Source organism: Mycobacterium sp. GA-1199 (assembly GCF_001500045.1).
In the GTDB taxonomy this organism is placed as follows: Bacteria; Actinomycetota; Actinomycetes; order Mycobacteriales; family Mycobacteriaceae; genus Mycobacterium.
Genome location: NZ_LQIX01000006.1, coordinates 20,144 through 38,685 on the forward strand (window position 1 = coordinate 20,144; position 18,542 = coordinate 38,685).

Consider the following 18,542-nt stretch of genomic DNA (forward strand, 5'->3'; position numbering starts at 1 on the left):
AGGGGTCAGTCGGCCAAAGGTGTGGTGATCGGTCCGATTCGGACAGTCGGCTCGTCCTCGTGGGACTGATCGGCCGCCAGGTGTGCGGCGGTGAAGCGGGGCTCCTCGATGAGGGGCACACCGTGTCGCCGGGCGAAAGCGCCGAAGAACGCGCGCGAAGCCGAGTTGCTCGGTGCCACCGTGGCCTCCACGGTGACCGGATGACCTCGGCGGTTCGCGCGAACACGGTGCACGAGGCCGTCGAGCATGGCGCTGGCCAGTCCCGTTCCCCGCGCAGTCGCCGAGACGGCCACCTGCCAGACGAAGAGGACTTCGGGGCGCGCCGGCGGATGGTAGCCGGTGATCAGTCCGCAGATATCGCCGTCCTTCTCCGCGACGATGGAGGTACTGGCAAAGTCCGTGGCCATCAACAGGTATGTGTACGTGGAGTTCAGATCGAGCACTTCGGTCTCGGCCACCAGACGATGCATTGCGATGGCATCGCCCTCATTCGGCGGGCGGAGATGATGCGTCCACGAATCTGGCTGCGCTGCTGGCGCTTTCACACCAGCCGTCCGCTCCTCCGGGACTGGGTCCCGGTCGCGAATGGTCACTTGCGTTGTCACCACCGAACAAAATCATCGAATCACATCAGTTACGTCATCGGCGTTACGACGGTATGCCAGCAAAAAATGACAGGCAAGTATCGACTGCTCACGCATACGACCGGGGTGCCGCCATGCACGGGAGTTACCTGCGCGGATGCCGAGGTCTGAGACGGCGATCACTTGATCAAGCCGTTATCGAAACGTGATCTATCGATGGCGTAAATGATTCGCCCGCCTAACAACGGGTACGTTATGACGCATCCGTCAATCTGGATGGAGTGCCATCGGATCACGCGGTGTCGGGGTTTCGCGCTTTGGCGCTCGGCCGATTCCGAGTGCGCCGCGGACACCAATGACCAACCGGAGGGGTTTTTGTGCGACGCATCATCGGATTGCTCATCGGCACCACCGCCGTCGCAGTCGCCTTCGCCGCACCCGCAGCGGCCGATCAGGCTGAGTTCGTGCGCAAGCTTCAGGAGCAGTACGTCTTCCTCTCGGCGGACCAGTTGATCGCCGTGGGGAACAAGGTCTGCGCCAACGCGGCGCGTGGCGTGCCCGCCGCCGACTCGATGTTGATGGTGCGCGACGAGCTCGGCGTGTCGATTCAAGCCGCAGTCGACATCGTCAGCCTCAGCATCAGCGAACTCAGCTGTTGATCCCCCGTGGCGGCACTGGCTGAGGTTTCATAACAAGCTGGTCAAGTGGTGCGTGGCACGCTGAGCATGCCGACTGGGAGTTGCTAGCTTGCCCGCGTGAAATCGTCTGTGCGCAGACTCGGGGCTGTGTTGTTCGCGCTGGTTGTGTGCGTTGGAATCCAAGCGCCGGCGGCCGATGCGTATTCGCGTGACGGGTTGCCGGTCGAGACGCTCGAGGTGCCGTCTCCGTCGATGGGCAGAAACATCCGCGTGCAGTTCCAGGGCGGTGGTCCGCACTCGGTGTATCTGCTCGACGGACTGCGCGCGCAGGAGGATGCCAACGGCTGGGACATCAACACCGGCGCGTTCGAGTGGTTCTACGATTCCGGTATCTCGGTCGTCATGCCCGTGGGTGGGCAGGCGAGCTTCTACACCGACTGGTATCAGCCGGCGGTCGGAAGTGCAGGCACTGTGACCTATAAATGGGAGACCTTCCTGACCCAGGAGCTGCCCGCGTGGTTGGCGGCCCACCGGGGTCAGGCACCGATCGGCAACGCTGTTGTGGGCCTTTCGATGTCGGGGAGCGCTGCGCTGACCCTGGCCGTATGGCATCCGCGGCAGTTCATCTTCGCCGGCTCACTGTCCGGCTACCTCAACCCGTCGAGCGGTCTGTGGCCCACGTTGATCGGCTTCTCGATGAAGGATGCCGGCGGCTACAGCGCGGCCCATATGTGGGGGCCGACGTCTGACCCGGCCTGGCGCCGCAACGACCCGATGGTCAACGTCAACACGCTGGTCGCCAACAACACCGCGCTGTGGGTCTACTGCGGAAACGGCGCGACTTCCGAACTCGACGACGGCGCCAACTTCGGTGCGCAGTACAGCGCGCAGTTCCTGGAGAACATCACGCTGTCGACGAATAAAGAGTTCCAGCGGAAGTACCTAGCGGCCGGCGGGCGAAATGCGGTGTTCAACTTCCCGACCGACGGGACGCACACCTGGGCGTATTGGGGTTCGCAGCTTCAGGCGATGAAGCCCGACCTGGTGCGCATCCTCGGAGGCGCCCGCCCCTGACAGGGTTCGGTCATACGATGGCCGGGGGAACCATAGTGTGGGGTGAGACATGACGGACACGCGCGGGGGTTTGCACGACGAGATCGCACGGTTGGCGCGAAGCCTGCACAGCCAGAAGAGCGCGGACATGGACGTCGACAATCTCGTGGACGAGGTCACCGCGACGGCGGTGCGCATCCTGCCGAATGTGCACCACGCGGGGATTTCGCTGGTGGACCCGAAGAGCCGGCGGGTGCGCTCGGTCGCGGCCACGGGTCCGGTGCCCAAGAACCTCGACACGCTGCAGGAGGAGCTTCAGCAGGGCCCCTGCATCGACGCCATCCACGAACACGTGACGGTGCGTATCAAGGATTTCCACAACGAGGATCGGTGGATCGAGTTCATCGGACGCGCCCTCGAGATCACCCCGGTGCGTTCCAGCCTGGCCATCCAGCTCTACACCCACGATTCGCAGATCGGTGCGCTGAACCTCTACTCGGAGCGGGCTTGCGTGTTCACACCCCAGCTCGAGGATCTCGCGCTGGCGGTCGCAGCGCACGCAGCGATCGGTCTGGCGACCGCGCGCCGTGACGACCAGTTCCAGACCGCTCTGGCGTCGCGCGACATCATCGGCCAGGCCAAAGGCATGATCATGGAGCGCTTCGGCGTCGACGCGCCTGCCGCGTTCAACCTCCTGGTCAGGCTTTCCCAGGAGAAGAACATCCCGCTGCATCTGATCGCGGCGCAACTGGTGGACGCCGCGCGCCCGTCCACGTAGCCACCATCGGGTCTTGAGCTGTTGACCGGCGCGGATCGGTCCCCGTTTAGGCATCGGTACGGTGAAGTCGCTACCCTATTGCGCGGGTTAAGACTGCAGCCTCGCGTGATCGGCCATGACCGCTACGGTGGTTGCCAAACAAGAGGTGAGGCTTGGACGGACAACTTTGTACCGAGAACTGGGTGGGACGCGTGGCTGTCGTCGCCGCCTCCGGTGATCTCGACATGCTCACGGCGCCGCAGCTGCGGGACGCCGTGCAGGCGGCGTTGGGCAAGGATCCGGTGGGCCTCATCGTCGACCTGACCGGCGTGGAGTTCCTGGGGTCCGCAGGCATGCAAGTGCTGATGGAGACCCACAATCAGACCGACGGCACTCAGACCCGGTTCGCCGTCGTCGCGGACGGATCCGCCACCAGCCGACCGTTGAAGATCACAGGGATCGCCGATCTGATCGACCTGTTTTCCTCGTTGGACGCCGCGCTCGACAACGTCACAGCGTGAGCTCGGGCCAGACGGGGTAAACAGAAGCCACCATGGACGCTCCAACGGAACTCGGCTTTTCCAGCAACGGCCCCGCAGATGCCCAGACCGTTGCCGAGTTTCGTGGTGCCTTCAGACACTGGCTACGGACGAATTTCGCGCTCGACGCCGACCGGCTCAGCGACATACTGCTGGCGGTGAACGAAGCGTTGACCAACTCCGCTGAGTTCGCGTACGTCCAGGCCGGCCAGGCCGGGACCATGTCGGTGACGGCCCATTACGACGCCGAGGACAGGCGTCTGGTCGCGACCGTCTCCGATCAGGGAACCTGGCTGGAGAAGGAACCCGACGGCAGGCCGAACACCCGCGGCCGCGGCATCGAGCTGATGCGCGCCCTGTCCGATCGGGCCACGATCGAGCGCTCGGCATCCGGGACCCGCGTACAGCTCGAGTTCAACGACTGTCCGCTCACGTCGCAGGAGCCTTTCGCGACTTCTGCATGATCTGTGTTTGGCCGGCGGCCGACGTGGGTAGAAGCGCATCGCTGACTTCCATCGCAGAAAGCGAGCGCAGGCATGGGCGGAAACAACGCGGGCGTCGACAGCACGCCACCCGGTATCTGCGCCGAGCGCGGAACCGAGCAGCGGTAACCCGGACGCGGTCGGGAACCGGAAATGTCCGTCGCGGCGATCTCGCGCCCGTCATTGCAGCCCAGGCGCGCGCTGTCGGTCGCCTCCAGCACGAGTGCGATCGGGGCGCCCGGGCACATCGTCGTGTCGGTGACCGGTGAAGTCGATGCCGCCAACGCCAAGGAGTTTGCGGCCGTCGTCACCGAGACGATCGCGGACGCCCGGCACGTCACGCTGGATCTCTCCTGTCTGGATTTCTTTGCCTTTGACGGGGTCGCCGCCCTTCATGCCATCAACGCCCGGCTGCTGCGGGACGGTGTGCCGTGGCGCGTGCTGCCCGGTAGCGCCGTGTCGCGGGTTCTCGCAGTGTGTGATCCCGAAGAGCTGATTCCCCTGGTTCGCGTGGAACCGCCGACACCGCCCCGCAGACCCAGGCTGCGGCTGGTGGGCTAGGCGCATCGCTTCTGTTACGGTCGTGGCTCCTGTGGTCTGTTTGCTGTCGTGTCCGGCCTGTGATTTACCGCTCACTTTGGCGGCGAAAGGTAAGAAACCGTTATACGTGCGATCGGCCACAGTATTCGGAACGCCTTGCGGCAGCGGTATTTACACAGGTCATGGCCCTCGTCCAGCCGTCGGAATCTGGTAACAATCGGGTAACGCGCGTTTTTCTAAGCGGTGTCTGAGAGGTTCACAGGTTGAGTCAGGTGCCGCTTTTCGCGGCGCGCTGGAATGTCGGAATTCGTCGCTAAACTCGATTCAGACCGCGCCGATTTGGCGCGTTACGACTTGAAATCTAGGGCCGGTGCACGCAGTGCCGGCGGAGGTACCAGATAACGATGGTTGACTTCTTCATGCCTGAACATACGCCCACCGCGTTGGGTGCGGTGAAGCTGAGCCGGGGGCCGATCGGTGATATCGCCGCAACCGGCACCGGTACGACCGTGGTGACGAACCCGGGGGATGACAGCGTGGCGGTGCTCAATGCCCGCACCCTCGCCGCCGAGGCCATCGTCGCGGTTCACGGCGAGCCGTTTGCGGTGGCAGTCCACGACGACCGCGCCTACGTGAGCACGTCGTCCTGGACCCACAAGGACGAGGTGACCGTCCTTGACACCGCCACCAAATCGGTGATCGCGTCGTACCCGCTGGCAGACAACATCACGGCGCTGGTCGTGAGCCCCGACGGCAAGCGTGTCTACGCCGGCCGAACAGGTGACGGGCGCATCGACGTCGCGGTGATCGACATCCCCGCCGACCGCATGGGCACCATTGACATCGCGACCGGCGCCGGCATCGGCATCGATGCCCTCGCGATCGACCCGAGCGGAACGCGGCTTTACGTCGCCACCACCGATGCGCGCGGCAGCGCGGTGTTGACCGTTGATCTCGAGACCGGGCGTGTCGGCGCCGCGGTGCGGATCGGTGCGCCGATACGCGACATCGCGCTCGCCGACGGCGTCGCGTTCGTCCTCAGTTCGGACCGGACCCGCGGCGGTGTGGTGCACCTGATCGAGTTGCCCTCTGGCCGTGTCACCGACGTCATCGAGATCGGCGGCGCCCCCACCCAACTGGCGATGGGCGAGGACAAGAGCAGGGCTTACATCGTCGATTATGACCACGTCGCGGTGCTGTGCACGCTCACCCTGCAGATCGTCGACACGATCACCGTCGACGGCCGGCCGTCCTGTGTGGCAGTCGACTCGCACGGTGGCCGGCTGTACGTGGCCGACTACGCGGGCGGGGTGTCGACGTTCGCCGTGAACGCATCGATGCCGCTGTTGTATTCGGAGTTCGTCGCGACGGATCCCATCATGGCCCTCGAAGCGCGCGAACTGGAGCCGGTCACCGCTTAGGTGGCGGGCGGCACATCGCCCCTCCACAGATTGTGTTGAACCTTCGTCACGGCTGTCCCGTCGTACCACCTGACGGCCACCGGGGCCTTCAGGTCACGAAGGGAGCGCAAGATGCGCGCAATACTGTTGACAATGGTCGGTTTGGCCGCTCTGGCGTGCGGTGCGATCCTGACGCCGGCGGCCATCGCGTCGGCGGCCGAATCCGCTGAACTGACCATTGCCACACTCGAGGCGCAAGGCTTCGACGTCAAAGTCAACCGCATCGGGAGCGCGCCCCTCGACGAGTGCGTCATCACCGATGTCCGAAATGCCCGTGAGCGAACCGAATTGGTGCGACGCGGCGACGATCTGATCCAGGTGGTGGCCCAGCGCACGATCACCGTCACCGCGGATTGCTCGCGCTGATGCCGCGGTTTCGGGGTGGTCGGTCGCGCGTATCGCAACCGACCACACCGAAGTGTCTAGCCTCCGCTGCAGTCCAGCGACACCGAGATCGGCTTGCTGATGGTCACGGGGAACAGCACCCCGTCCTGATTACCGCCGAGCAGCGGCACCAATTGGGTGAACTCTTGGGGATTGCGCACGCTGGTGACCACGCAGTCGGACAGCGGGGCCGTGCCGATCTTGTCGATGGTCACGTTGTACCCCTGGTCCTGCAGCTTGCTGATGACCTCCTGCGCCGATTCCTGGTCATCGGCCCACGCGGCACCCGCAGGCAGGGCGAAGGCCGCGGACACGACGGCGGCGACTCCGGCAAGGATCCCTGTGGTTCGCATGCGGTCCATGATCCCCTATCAGCGCTCGGCGCGCTGATAAGCGGTCACAACCGCGGCGCCACCGAGCCCGATGTTGTGCTGCAGTGCGGCGGTGACGCCCTCGACCTGCCGCTTGTCGGCTGCGCCGCGCAACTGCCACGTCAACTCCGCGCACTGTGCGAGGCCGGTCGCTCCGAGCGGGTGCCCCTTGGAGATCAGCCCGCCGGAGGGATTGACCACCCAACGGCCGCCGTAGGTGGTGTCGTTGTTGTCGATGAGCTTGGGCGCCTCGCCCTCGCCGCACAGCCCGAGCGCCTCATAGAGCAGTAGCTCGTTGGCCGAGAAGCAGTCATGCAGCTCGATCACCTGGAAGTCGGCCGGCCCAAGCCCGGATTGTTCGTAAACCTGCTGCGCGGCTTTGACATTCATGTCATAGCCGATGAGGTTCTTGGCGCTGCCGTCGAAGCTGGACTCGAAATCGGTGGTCATCGCCTGGCCGACGATCTCCACCGCTTGGCCCGCCAGGCCGTGTTTGTCCACGAAGTCCTCGCTGACCACGATCGCCGCACCTGACCCGTCCGACGTGGGCGAGCACTGCAGCTTGGTCAGCGGATCGGAGATCATTTTCGCGGCCAGGACGTCGTCGAGGCTGTACTCCTCCTGGAACTGCGCATACGGATTGTTCACCGAATGCTTGTGGTTCTTGTACCCGATCTTCGCGAAATGCTCTGCGGTGCTTCCATGCTGGCGCATGTGCTCGCGACCCGCGGCGCCGAACATCCACGGCGCGACGGGGAAACCGAACTCGTCGATCTCGGCCATCGCCGCGACGTGCTTGGCCATCGGGGATTCCCGATCGTCGTGGCCGCCCTTGAGGGAGCCGGGCTGCATCTTCTCGAAGCCGAGAGCGATGACGCAGTCGGCGAGCCCGCCGCGGATCGTCTGAGCGGCCAGGAACAGCGCGGTGGAACCGGTCGAGCAGTTGTTGTTGACGTTGGCGATCGGAATCCCCGTCAAGCCGAGTTCGTAGAGCGCCCGGTTGCCCGACGTGGAGTCGCCGGCGACGTAGCCGACGAACCCTTGCTGGACTTCGGAGTAGTCGATGCCCGCGTCGTCGAGCGCCTTGGTGCCCGACTCCTTGGCCATTTGAGGGTAGTCCCAACCTTCACGGCGGCCCGGCTTCTCGAACTTCGTCATACCGACACCGACGACGAAGACCCTGTTGCTTCTGGCGGTCGACATTCTTCGATCCTTTCGCTGCGCTGCGAGCTACAGAGAACATACAGCGCGCCACCTGCCTAGCGGCCGACGAAAGTGGGGCCGCCGTCGCCACGGGGCCCCGCTTCATGCGCTGACCGACCCCTAACACACCGAACCCGATCTTGATCGCGGCGATGGCGGCCATCGCGGCCATTGTGACCCGCGCGGGAGGGGTTGTGGTGTAGACCTGCAAGAGTAGAACGTGTTCTAGTTTCATGAAGGAGTCGGTATGGGCCTGCGGGTGGTGCAGTGGGCGACCGGTGGCGTCGGGGTCGCAGCGATCAAGGGTGTGCTCGAACATCCCGACCTCGAGCTCGTCGGATGCTGGGTGCACTCGCCGGGGAAGGCAGGCAAGGACGTCGGCGAGATCATCGGCACCGAGCCGGTGGGTGTGACCGCGACCAACAGCCTCGACGACATCCTCGCCCTCGACGCCGACGCGGTGATCTACTCACCGCTGTTGCCCAATCCGGATGAGGTGGCGGCGCTCTTGCGGTCCGGTAAGAACGTCGTCACCCCGGTCGGATGGGTGTATCCGTCCGGCCGGCAGGGCGCCCCTCTTCAAGAGGCGGCGATCGCGGGGAATGCCACGCTGCACGGTACCGGCATCGCGCCAGGGGGGATCAGTGAGAAGTTTCCGCTTCTGTTCTCCGCCTTCTCGACCGGCGTGACTTTCGTTCGGGCCGAGGAGTATTCCGACCTTCGCACCTATGAAGCCCCTGACGTCGTGCGGCACGTGATGGGGTTCGGTGAGGTTCCGGAGAAGGCGCTCAGCGGGCCGATGCAGAAGCTGCTCGACGGCGGCTTCATCCAGGCGGTGAAGATGATCGTCGACAAGGTGGGTTTCCGTGCCGACCCGAAAGTTCGCTCCGCTCAGGAGATCGCGGTCGCCACCGCGCCGATCGAATCGCCGATCGGCGTCATCGAGCCGGGACACGTCGCGGGCCGCAAATTCCACTGGGAGGCCCTGGTCGACGAAGAAGCGGTCGTGCGGGTCACTGTGAACTGGCTGATGGGTGAGGAAAACCTCGACCCCGCTTGGACATTCGGGCCTGAAGGGCAGCGGTACGAGATGGAGGTCCGCGGAAACCCGGATGTCAACATCGTCGTCAGGGGCTTCCAGTCGGCCGTCGGCGGAGAGGGCCCGGAGTACGGCATCGTCGGCACCGCGGCGCACTGTGTGAACTCGGTACCCGCGGTGTGCGCGGCAGAACCCGGCATCGCAACGTATCTCGACCTGCCGTTGATCAGCGGCAGGGCGGCGCAGGGGCTCGCGTAGCTTCGGGGGGCCACGCGAGCGTCGCCGCTCGCCTGGCACACTCACGGGGTGTGACGAGACGTGGACTGGTACTGGCCGGCGGCGGTGTGGCGGGGATCGCGTGGGAGACCGGCATCCTGACCGGTATTGCCGACGAGTCGCCGTCCACCGCCGATGCGTTGTTGGCGTCCGACGTTCTGGTCGGCACATCTGCGGGTTCCACGGTCGCCGCGCAAGTGGTGAGCGGGCTCGGCCTGCCCGCGTTGTTCGACCGGCAGACCGAGGCGGCATCATCGGAGATCAACCCCGGCGCGGGGATCGAGACGATCACCCAGATGTTCCTCGACGCGATGACCGCTCCCGGCTCGAAAACGGAGAAACTGCAGCGAATCGGTGCGATCGCGCTGGCCGCCGACACCGTCACCGAAGAGGTGCGTCGAAGGGTGATCGAGCAGCGACTGCCGTCGCACGACTGGCCCGACCGTGAACTGCGCATCACCGCCATCGACTCCGAAACCGGGGAACTGGTCACGTTCGACCGCGCCTCGGGCGTCTCGCTGGTCGACGCGGTCGCGGCCAGTTGCGCGGTGCCCGGCGTCTGGCCGCCGGTCACCATCGGGTCGCGCCGCTTCATGGACGGCGGTGTCGGTAGCACCGTCAACCTGGCCGTGGCCGACGACTGCGATGTGGTGGTCGCCCTTATCCCGCAGGGCCTGTCGTCGCCGTCACCGTTCGGTGCGGGCGCCAGGGACGAGGTCGCCGAGCGCAACGCTTTTGGCGTGTTCGCCGATGACGAGTCGTTGGCGGCGTTCGGCGCCAACCCGCTGGATCCCGCATGCCGGACCCCTTCGGCGCACGCGGGACGACGGCAAGGCCGCAGCGTCGCCGCCCAGATCGCCGCGCACCTCGGCCTCTAATCCCGGGCAGCGGCGGGCGTTTCGGGCTTGCTGTCGAATGCGTCCAGTGCGGCCGCCGCCAACTCGATACCGACGTCGATCACTTCGGCGGCACGATGGAACTCGAGGCTCCGGCAAGCCGAACGGGGTACCTCGATGAGCATGTCGGGCGGATAGCCGGCCAGCTGGTGGCGCGCGAGCGCGGCCTGCGCGATGTCGATCGTGCGGTTCATCACCTCGAAGCTGCCGAGCTTGGGTACCACGGACGCTTCCTTCGTAGCGTCGACGAGCTCCTCCTCGCTTTCCCCGCCTGCCGGAAAGCCCTCCGGTCCGGAGCCGAAACGGTTCAGCATCGCATTCGACTCGAACAACGACGTGGTGCTGCGCCACACCCGGGCCAGCCACTCGGTGGTCGCGCGCGGATTCTGTCCTGCGGGTTCTTCGACGCCGCCGGCCTCGCTGCCGGCCAGCGACACCGCGATGGTGAGATCGGCGTTGACGGCCGCGATCGGCGCCATGGGCAGCGGTTCGAGGATGCCGCCGTCGGCGAGCAGTCGGCCGTCGAGCACATGCGGTGCGATCACCCCCGGGATCGCGATCGACGCGCGGATGGCGGCGTCCACCGGTCCCCGCTGCAGCCATACCGACTTGCCGGCGATGAGATCGGTCGAGACCGCCGTATAGGGAATCGGGAGGTCCTCGATCCGCACCTCGCCGAGGATGTCGCGAACCGCGTCGAGGATCTTGGTCGCGCGCAGCACTCCCGCGGCGGTGATCGAGGGATCGAGCAGCCGCAGCACGGCGCCCTGGGTCAGCGACTTCGCCCAGTCGGAGAACTCGTCGAGCTTGCCCGCCGCATACAGGCCGCCGACGAGAGCGCCCATGGACGATCCGGCGATGCCGACGATCTCATGGCCGCGGTCCTGAAGTTCCTCGATCACCCCGATGTGGGCGTAGCCGCGGGCGCCACCGCTGCCCAGTGCCAGCGCGACCCGCTTGCCAGCCATACCGCCATTGTCGCCTGCCGGCACCGGTTATGGCCGCCGGTTTCAGCCGCAGAGGCCGTCGGCCGCCGCCTGCACGGCGACGATGACCGCGGCCTGACGCGGCGGCGGCAACTGCGTCCACGGCGTGTCGTACGTACCGGGGCCGGCCGAATCGGAGGTCTGCAACATGCCGAGGTAGGGCTCGATCTGTGACTTCGGGTCGCCGCCTTGTTCGTCCATCCACTGCCGGGCCGAGGTGCAGGCTTTGAAGTACTCGTCCTCGGTCGAATCCGCGGGAGCGCCGACCGCGGTGGTGACACCGCCGGGGGAGACGGCGACCGAACCCGGTGCCACGGTTGGCGTTTCCTCCGAGCTGGTTTCCGCGGGGGTCGAGTCGGCCGGCGGTTCGGAGGTGTCTTCGGTACCCGAGGAACATCCCGCGACGACACCCGCCATGACTGCGGCCGCCGCGACACCGTGACGCATGCGCATGCCCGCCAATCTAGGCAACGGCTCACCGGTGACGGACACCGGCCGCACCGATCGCCGAGGTTGCGCTCACGGTGAATCTATCCGCCGACCCCGCAAATATGCGTTTGGCCTGCGACGACGGACCGCGCGCCGGCGGGCAGCCGTCTCGGGCCGGGTCGGCCCGGCGGGGCCATGCCAGACTTGCCCTCGTGACGACCGGACGCCAGGAGTGTTGTTGGGCTTAGCGCCCCGTCCTGCCCATTTCCGGTTTCCTTTGGAGCTTTGATGGCCTCCCCCGCACTATTGCCACCTCCAGTGCCCGCAGTGTCCGCACCCACCCGGCTGCGACTGCCCGACCTGTTGCTCGCCACCGACCGCTGCGCCGACGATGTGCTCACCGGTCGTTACGGCCACCTGCTACCTGCGGGGGGACCACCGCGTGACGAACGGTGGTTCACCCGCCTCCACGGCGACGACGAGCTCGACATCTGGTTGATCAGCTGGGTGCCCGAGCGGTCGACCGAGATGCACGACCACGGCGGGTCTCTCGGTGCCCTGACCGTGATCTCCGGTGCGCTGCGCGAGACCCGTTGGGACGGCGGCGCATTGCGGCATCGCCGGCTGCACGCCGGGGATCAGGCCGCCTTCCCGCTGGGGTGGGTGCACGACGTGGTGCGAGCACCAGATGGGGACGCCTCGGCCCCGGTCGCACCCACGCTGAGCGTGCACGCCTATTCGCCGCCGCTGACTGCGATGTCGTACTACGAGGTGACGCAGCGCAATACGTTGCGCCGCAACCGGACCGAGCTGACCGACGCGCCGGAGGGGTGAGCATGACGAGCCGTATAGACCGGATCCTGGACGACGCTCGCGCCCGCCTGCACCGGCTGCCGGCGTCCGAGGTGCCCGCCGCATTGGACCGCGGCGCAATCCTGGTCGACATCCGGCCGCAAGCCCAGCGCGCCCGCGAGGGGGAGGTGACAGAAGCGCTGGTGATCGAACGCAACGTGCTCGAGTGGCGTTGCGACCCGACCAGCGAGGCGCGGCTACCGCAGGCCGTCGACGACGACGTCGAGTGGGTGGTGCTGTGTTCGGAGGGTTACACCTCGAGCCTGGCGGCAGCGTCACTGCTCGATCTGGGGCTGCATCGTTCCACCGACGTCATCGGCGGATATCACGCGTTGAAAAGCGTTCTGGCCTAATCTTTCTCATCGCTGCTCAGCAGCGGCCGAAGACGTTGGGTCTTCTCCGGCGTCCAGTCCGGCGGCTGCAGGATCGCCGCCCACGCGTTGGCCACATCCTTGACGTAGACGTGTCCGTGCCCGTCGGGCACATCCACGGCCACCGCCATGTCCGCCGACACCTGGAGGAAGGTCACCACCGGAATCCACTGCATCCGACCGGACACGTCGTATCCGCGCGGCTCCTTGAGCCAATCCGGTTCGGCGAACAGCAGATCCGGGTCGAACCAGGCGATCGGGTCCGACGCGTGCTGCAGATACACCACCCGCGGGTTGTCCCACGGTGCGTCGGGGCGGGTCAGATCCTCGGCCCGCGCGGCGAAATGCACGTTCTGGCCGGCGTCGTAGATGGGCAGCCACATCGGCGAGCCGGGGTCGCGATCGTGGGTCAGCTGGGTCCAGATCGTGTTGTTGAACGTGGGACCGCTGAACAGCGCGCCGTCGGTGCGGGCGATGAGGTTGTTGAGCGCGAGGAACGGCGCTTCACCGCCGAAGGATCCGAGGCTCTCGCCGAAGACGACCAGGCGCGGCCGCTGCGCTTCGGGCATCTCCCGGATCAGCCCGTCGACGGCCTCGAACAACGCCTGGCCCGCCTGCCGTGCGTTCTCCTTGTCCACGAGAAACGACAGCCAGCTCGGCAGGAACGAGTACTGCATCGACACGATCGCGGTGTCGCCGTTGTACATGTATTCCAACGCCGAGGCTTCCGCTTCGTTGATCCAGCCGGTGCCGGTGGTGGTGGCCACGGCGACGACTTCGCGGTCCAAGCCACCGGTGCGCAACAACTCCTGCGCCGCCAGCGCGGCGGTCGCCTTGATGCCGTCCGCGGAATGCAGACCGGCGTAGACGCGGATCGGTTCGACAGCGGGCCGGCCGTTGAACTCTGCCAACTCCTCGACCGTCGGCCCCGCCGCCACGAAGATCCGGCCCTGGTGCCCAAGGGATTCCCAGCTGGCCAGCGACTGGGGGCCGCCGGACCGCAGCGGTGAGGTGGGCGCGGCGAAATCCGGGTCGGTCTCGTCGTTGACTGCCGCGAACGTGCTGTTGATCGTGGTCATCGCGAAGCGCACCACGATGCCGTTCAGGAGCGCGATGGTGAGCGCGATGAGCAGTACCACCACGACGACCGCCGAAACCCTCGGCGGTGCAACCCGTTCGAGTTGTCGGACCAGGAAACGCACGAGCCTGCCGATCAACTGCCCGATCTCCACGAGCACGAACAGCGTCACGATGGACAGCACGGCGGTCAGTGGGTGATCCCAGAAGCCCATCCGCGGAACACCGTTGAGATCGCGGACCTCGTCCTGCCAGATGTGAAAGTAGACGATCATCAGTATCTGGCCGATGACGCCGATGACCACCAGGGCGATCCAGGCCTGTCGCGGAGCGGGCGGGCTGCTGTCCTTGGACCGCATGTAGCGCACGAGCCACACCACGAACACGCCGAGGCCGTAACCGAAAGCGCCTGCGCCGCCGCTGACCAGCCCCTGGAACAGCGGACCTCGCGGGAGTAGCGACGGCGTCATCGACAGCCACAGGAAGACCAGGCCCAGCGCGGTGCCGGTGAACGTGTAGTGGCGCACCCACCACGGGGTGTCCTTGGACGTCCCGACCGGCTCTTCCCTCGGCTCGTCGACTGTGGTGTCGGTGTCGTCGCGGGTGTCGGTCACCCCCGCAGATTAGCGGTGGCGGAAGGCCGGTGGGCGCTTCTCGGTGAACGCGTTCATGCCCTCGGTCTGGTCTTCGGTCGCGAACGCCGAGTGGAACAGCCTGCGCTCGTAGAGAAGGCCCTCGGCCAGCGTCGATTCGAAAGCACGGTTGACGGCCTCCTTGGCCATCCGCGACGCCGACAGCGACATCCCGGCGATGGTCTTGGCTACCGCGTTCGCCTCGTCGAGCAGAGTGTCGGCGGGCACCACCCGCGACACCAGGCCCGCACGTTCGGCCTCCTCGGCGTCCATGTTGCGTCCGGTGAGGATTAGGTCCATCGCCTTGGCCTTGCCGATGGCGCGGGTGAGCCGCTGTGAGCCGCCCATGCCGGGCAGCACGCCGAGCTTGATCTCGGGTTGGCCGAATTTCGCGGTGTCGGCGGCGATCAGCAGATCGCACATCATCGCCAACTCGCAGCCGCCGCCGAGCGCGTAGCCGGCCACGGCCGCGATCGTGGGGGTGCGGGTGGCGGCGAATGAGCTCCAGGCTGCGAAGAAGTCGGTTGCGAAGACATCGGCGAACGTCAGGCGCGCCATCTCCTTGATGTCGGCTCCGGCTGCGAACGCCTTCTCGTTGCCGGTGATGATGATGGCACCGATCGCCGGGTCACTGTCCAATTCTGCTGCCGCGGAGGTGACTTCGGCCATCACCTGACTGTTGAGCGCATTGAGCGCCTTGGGCCGGTTCAGCGTGATGGTCGCGACACGATCGTCACGCGTGACAACGATGGTGGAGAAGCTCGTTTCGTCGCTCATCTCTTGAACTCCAGTTCGCGATCGGCCGGCGCGAAGTAGTCCTCGACGTCGGCTGTGGTGACCGCCGCCAACGAGGCGGGCGACCATTTCGGGTTGCGGTCCTTGTCGACAACCTGGGCGCGGATGCCCTCGACGAAGTCGTGGGAGCGCAGCGCCCCGCACGACGTCCGGTATTCCTGGCGCAGCACGTCTTCGAGTGTGTCGAGTTCGGCGGCGCGGCGCAGCGCTTCGAGCGTGACGGAAACCGAGACGGGGGAGCGGCTCTCGATGAGGTCGGCCGCCGCACCGGCAGCGGCGTCGTCGTGGCCGCGCAGGGCCGCGACGATGTCGAGGACGGTCTCACCGGCATAGCAGCGGTCGATCCACTCGCGTTGCTGCAAAAGGCTACTCGGCGGTGGCTCGATGGCATGGGCGGCCAGTGCGGCATCGATACCGTCCGCCAGGATTGCGGCCTTGAAGTCGGCGAGCTTGTCGTGCGGTACGAAGTGGTCGGCGAAGCCCATCGCGATCGCGTCGGCGCCGTCGAAGTTCGCGCCGGTGAGCGCGGCGTGATAGCCGAGCAGTCCGGGTGCGCGCGAAAGGATCAGCGTGCCACCGACGTCGGGGACGAACCCGATACCGACTTCGGGCATCGCCATCTTGGTGGTGTCGGTGACGACGCGCACGCTGCCGTGGGCGCTGACGCCGACGCCGCCGCCCATCACGATGCCGTCCATCAGTGCGACATACGGTTTGCCGAACCGGCCGATCTGGGCGTTGAGCAGATATTCGTCGTACCAGAAGGCGCGCGCTTCGCGTCCTTGGTCAGGCCCCTGGACCCTGGCACTGTGATAGAGCGCGACGATGTCGCCTCCCGCACACAGGCCGCGTTCGCCGGCCCCGTCGACCACGACCGCGGTGACGGCGTCGTCGTGCGCCCATTCGTCCAGCACGCCCGACATCGTGGTGACCATGGAGTGGTTCAACGAGTTGATGGCCTTGGGGCGGTTGAGGGTGATCAAGCCGACCCCGCGGTCAACGGTTACTAGGACATCCTCGTTTTCGCCCACGGGTATGCAATGTAGAACGTTGCCCGACCTGCGATTGCGTTGGGTAGGGTTTCTTGTGAACCAGCTGGGAAAGTTGACGGCGCAGCCGGGAACCGACCAGGGACATGATTCGTTGACGGTGTGTTCGCCGATTGACGATCGACATCATCAGGAGAGGAACCCACGGTGCGGGAATCCAGCAACCCCGTATTTCGATCCCTGCCAAAGTCGCAGGGCGGATATGCGCAGTTCGGTACAGGGGCCGCCGGCTACGGTACGCAGGCGGTTCACGCCGACCCCTATGTGACGCAGTACCCGGAGCAGCGCCAGGCAGGCGTCGCCCGCCCGATGACCATCGACGATGTCGTCACCAAGACCGGCGTCACGCTGGCGGTGTTGACCGCGGTCGGCGTCGTCTCGTACTTCATCGCATCGGTCAACCTCGGCCTGGCCATGCCGCTGGCGATGGTCGGCGCGATCGGCGGCCTGATTCTTGTGCTGGTCGCCACGTTCGGCCGTAAGCAGGACAACCCGGCCATCGTGCTCAGCTACGCCGCGCTCGAGGGCCTGTTCCTGGGCGCGATCTCGTTCTTGTTCGCCAACGTCATCTCCAACGGCGGCTACGCGATGATCACGCAGGCCATCGTCGGCACCCTCGGGGTGTTCTTCGGCATGCTCGTGGTCTACAAGACCGGTGCGATCCGGGTGACCCCGAAGTTCACGCGGATGATCGTCGCCGGCCTGTTCGGCGTGTTGGCCCTGATGCTCGTCAACTTCCTGGCGGCGATCTTCGGTTTGAACGGCGGCGCCGGCCTTGGTCTGCGCGACGGCGGCATGCTCGCGATCGGCTTCTCGCTGCTCTGCATCGGCTTGGCGGCGTTCAGCTTCCTGATCGACTTCGACGCGGCCGACCAGATGATTCGCGCGGGTGCGCCGGAGAAGGCGGCGTGGGGCGTCGCGCTCGGCCTGACCGTCACGCTGGTCTGGCTGTACATCGAGATCCTGCGACTGCTGTCGTATTTCAACAGCGACTAGCAGCCTGACGAGGAGGCCCGGCACGAAAACGTGCCGGGCCTTTTCTGTTGCGTTGGATATCCCGAACCGCGGCCGTTTGCGTTGGTTATCCCCAACCGCCGCCGTTTGGGTTGGTTATCCCCAACCGCCGCCGTCACTGCACCCGCAAACGCTGTTCCTGTCCGAGCACCGGTCTTCACTGCGGACCATGGAAGTGCCGTTCCTCGGAAGCGAAGCGTTGCGCGATGGCCATGTCGCCAACAAGCATCAACTGCGGACCCGCTATCAAGCCCTGTTCCCCGGCGTGTACATCGACGACGGCGTGGTGCCGAACTTGTCGCAACGAACGATTGCCGCCTGGTTGTGGACTCGCCGGCGCGCAGTGATTGCCGGCCTCGCGGCTGCGGCGCTACACGGTTCCCAGTACGTCGCCGACGATGTCCCGATCGAGCTCATATGGTCGAACCCGCGTGCGCCGCGAGGGATCGTGACGCGACGAGATCGACTGGCTCGCAACGAATGGGAATTTGTGGCCGGCGTGCCCGTGACGACACCGGAGCGCACGGCGTTCGACCTCGCCCGGCTGACCCGCGGTGACAAGGCGGTGGCGCGTCTCGACGCGTTGGGCAATGCAACTCGTTTCGACCGTGACCTCGTCGCCGGGCTTGTCGACCGGCACCGCGGATCTCCGGGTGTGCCGCGAGTGTTGCCTGTTCTCGACCTGTACGACGCCGGCGCGGAGTCTCCACGCGAAACCTGGTTGCGTCTGCTGCTCATACGAGCCGGTTTTCCGCGCCCGCGGACGCAGATCCCCGTCTATGACGACTTCGGGCGAGCCCGCTACCGCTTGGACATGGGTTGGGGGGACGAGGTGATGATCGCCGTGGAGTACGACGGCGAATTGCACCGGCTGCCGTCGCGGCTCGGAGCCGACATCGTGCGCTCGGAGTTCATCGCGCACCGGGGTTGGACACATATTCGCGTCGGCGCGGGCGTCCATCCGGCCGACATCGTCAACCGGGTGCGGTGCGCCTGGGCCGCTAGTGTGCAATCAGATCGCGAAATTGCCTCGTAACGGCCGAATTCGCGATCTGGTTGCACACTAGACGCCGGCGGGCTGCGGTCGGCCGGTCGGCTGCGGCCGGTCGGCGGCT

The 18,542-nt window shown here is 66.1% G+C and carries 22 protein-coding genes; 14 read left to right on the plus strand and 8 right to left on the minus strand.

Annotated elements, in window-relative coordinates:
- Window positions 1–5 precede the first annotated feature (5 nt).
- Window positions 6–545: a diaminobutyrate acetyltransferase gene (gene ectA, locus AU198_RS05850; RefSeq protein WP_064346718.1), complete on the minus strand. Its 540-nt coding sequence runs from the start codon at window positions 543–545 to the stop codon at window positions 6–8.
- A 416-nt stretch (window positions 546–961) separates the two neighbouring features.
- Between ectA and AU198_RS05855 the strand changes: the two genes are divergently transcribed.
- The 8 genes from AU198_RS05855 (at window position 962) to AU198_RS05890 (ending at window position 6,419) form a co-directional block, all read left to right on the plus strand.
- Window positions 962–1,243 carry a DUF732 domain-containing protein gene (locus AU198_RS05855; RefSeq protein ID WP_064346572.1) on the plus strand — a complete coding sequence of 94 codons (282 nt, stop codon included), beginning with the start codon at window positions 962–964 and terminating at the stop codon, window positions 1,241–1,243.
- Between the two features lie 108 nt (window positions 1,244–1,351).
- Window positions 1,352–2,296: an esterase family protein gene (locus AU198_RS05860; protein ID WP_286141437.1), complete on the plus strand. Its 945-nt coding sequence runs from the start codon at window positions 1,352–1,354 to the stop codon at window positions 2,294–2,296.
- Window positions 2,297–2,345: 49 nt separating this feature from the next.
- The gene (locus AU198_RS05865; RefSeq protein WP_082690882.1) at window positions 2,346–3,053 is read left to right on the plus strand and encodes a GAF and ANTAR domain-containing protein; all 708 of its coding nucleotides are present in this window, start codon (window positions 2,346–2,348) and stop codon (window positions 3,051–3,053) included.
- A 152-nt stretch (window positions 3,054–3,205) separates the two neighbouring features.
- Window positions 3,206–3,553: an STAS domain-containing protein gene (locus AU198_RS05870; RefSeq protein WP_064346574.1), complete on the plus strand. Its 348-nt coding sequence runs from the start codon at window positions 3,206–3,208 to the stop codon at window positions 3,551–3,553.
- 32 nt (window positions 3,554–3,585) lie between these two features.
- Window positions 3,586–4,035: an ATP-binding protein gene (locus AU198_RS05875; RefSeq protein WP_064346575.1), complete on the plus strand. Its 450-nt coding sequence runs from the start codon at window positions 3,586–3,588 to the stop codon at window positions 4,033–4,035.
- 171 nt (window positions 4,036–4,206) lie between these two features.
- A complete protein-coding gene (locus AU198_RS05880) occupies window positions 4,207–4,614 on the plus strand; it encodes an STAS domain-containing protein (RefSeq protein ID WP_064346576.1) in 408 nt (135 codons plus the stop codon).
- Window positions 4,615–5,012: 398 nt separating this feature from the next.
- Complete coding sequence (locus AU198_RS05885) at window positions 5,013–6,014, plus strand: MmpL3/TtfA transport complex stabilizer (protein ID WP_231744584.1); 1,002 nt, start codon at window positions 5,013–5,015, stop codon at window positions 6,012–6,014.
- A gap of 111 nt (window positions 6,015–6,125) precedes the next feature.
- Window positions 6,126–6,419, plus strand: coding sequence for a hypothetical protein (locus tag AU198_RS05890; RefSeq protein ID WP_064346578.1), 294 nt, complete (start codon window positions 6,126–6,128; stop codon window positions 6,417–6,419).
- Window positions 6,420–6,475: 56 nt separating this feature from the next.
- Here the strand turns inward: AU198_RS05890 and AU198_RS05895 are convergent, their stop codons facing one another.
- Together AU198_RS05895 and AU198_RS05900 are read right to left on the minus strand one after the other, a co-directional pair.
- Window positions 6,476–6,790, minus strand: coding sequence for a hypothetical protein (locus AU198_RS05895; protein ID WP_064346722.1), 315 nt, complete (start codon window positions 6,788–6,790; stop codon window positions 6,476–6,478).
- Window positions 6,791–6,808: 18 nt separating this feature from the next.
- Window positions 6,809–8,011, minus strand: coding sequence for a lipid-transfer protein (locus AU198_RS05900; RefSeq protein WP_064346579.1), 1,203 nt, complete (start codon window positions 8,009–8,011; stop codon window positions 6,809–6,811).
- 247 nt (window positions 8,012–8,258) lie between these two features.
- On the opposite strand from AU198_RS05900, the gene AU198_RS05905 reads away from it, so the two are divergent.
- Both AU198_RS05905 and AU198_RS05910 read left to right on the plus strand, forming a co-directional pair.
- Window positions 8,259–9,308 carry an NAD(P)H-dependent amine dehydrogenase family protein gene (locus AU198_RS05905; protein ID WP_064346580.1) on the plus strand — a complete coding sequence of 350 codons (1,050 nt, stop codon included), beginning with the start codon at window positions 8,259–8,261 and terminating at the stop codon, window positions 9,306–9,308.
- A 50-nt stretch (window positions 9,309–9,358) separates the two neighbouring features.
- Window positions 9,359–10,204 (plus strand): patatin-like phospholipase family protein, encoded by an 846-nt coding sequence (locus tag AU198_RS05910; protein WP_064346581.1) that lies wholly within the window; start codon window positions 9,359–9,361, stop codon window positions 10,202–10,204.
- Here the strand turns inward: AU198_RS05910 and AU198_RS05915 are convergent.
- Window positions 10,201–11,190: a patatin-like phospholipase family protein gene (locus AU198_RS05915; protein WP_064346582.1), complete on the minus strand. Its 990-nt coding sequence runs from the start codon at window positions 11,188–11,190 to the stop codon at window positions 10,201–10,203. The two genes, AU198_RS05910 and AU198_RS05915, sit on opposite strands and share 4 nt — an antisense overlap.
- A 42-nt stretch (window positions 11,191–11,232) precedes the next feature.
- Window positions 11,233–11,661, minus strand: coding sequence for a lipoprotein LpqV (locus AU198_RS05920; protein ID WP_156431503.1), 429 nt, complete (start codon window positions 11,659–11,661; stop codon window positions 11,233–11,235).
- Window positions 11,662–11,925: 264 nt separating this feature from the next.
- Between AU198_RS05920 and AU198_RS05925 the strand changes: the two genes are divergently transcribed.
- Window positions 11,926–12,471, plus strand: a complete 546-nt coding sequence (locus AU198_RS05925) for a cysteine dioxygenase (protein ID WP_064346583.1) — start codon at window positions 11,926–11,928, stop codon at window positions 12,469–12,471.
- A gap of 2 nt (window positions 12,472–12,473) precedes the next feature.
- Window positions 12,474–12,842: a rhodanese-like domain-containing protein gene (locus AU198_RS05930; protein ID WP_064346584.1), complete on the plus strand. Its 369-nt coding sequence runs from the start codon at window positions 12,474–12,476 to the stop codon at window positions 12,840–12,842.
- Here the strand turns inward: AU198_RS05930 and AU198_RS05935 are convergent.
- Genes AU198_RS05935 through AU198_RS05945 form a run of 3 tightly spaced genes read right to left on the minus strand, consistent with a single transcriptional unit; the run spans window position 12,839 to window position 16,395 of the window.
- Window positions 12,839–14,551 (minus strand): alpha/beta hydrolase, encoded by a 1,713-nt coding sequence (locus AU198_RS05935; protein WP_064346585.1) that lies wholly within the window; start codon window positions 14,549–14,551, stop codon window positions 12,839–12,841. The two genes, AU198_RS05930 and AU198_RS05935, sit on opposite strands and share 4 nt — an antisense overlap.
- Window positions 14,552–14,560: 9 nt before the next feature.
- Window positions 14,561–15,346, minus strand: a complete 786-nt coding sequence (locus tag AU198_RS05940; RefSeq protein ID WP_064346586.1) for an enoyl-CoA hydratase — start codon at window positions 15,344–15,346, stop codon at window positions 14,561–14,563.
- A complete protein-coding gene (locus AU198_RS05945; protein ID WP_064346587.1) occupies window positions 15,343–16,395 on the minus strand; it encodes an enoyl-CoA hydratase/isomerase family protein in 1,053 nt (350 codons plus the stop codon). The genes AU198_RS05940 and AU198_RS05945 overlap by 4 nt, the downstream gene beginning before the upstream one ends.
- A 165-nt stretch (window positions 16,396–16,560) precedes the next feature.
- Between AU198_RS05945 and AU198_RS05950 the strand changes: the two genes are divergently transcribed.
- Window positions 16,561–17,409, plus strand: coding sequence for a Bax inhibitor-1/YccA family protein (locus AU198_RS05950; protein ID WP_064346588.1), 849 nt, complete (start codon window positions 16,561–16,563; stop codon window positions 17,407–17,409).
- Window positions 17,410–17,596: 187 nt separating this feature from the next.
- Window positions 17,597–18,463 carry a type IV toxin-antitoxin system AbiEi family antitoxin gene (locus tag AU198_RS05955; RefSeq protein ID WP_064346589.1) on the plus strand — a complete coding sequence of 289 codons (867 nt, stop codon included), beginning with the start codon at window positions 17,597–17,599 and terminating at the stop codon, window positions 18,461–18,463.
- The last annotated feature ends 79 nt before the right edge of the window (window positions 18,464–18,542 follow it).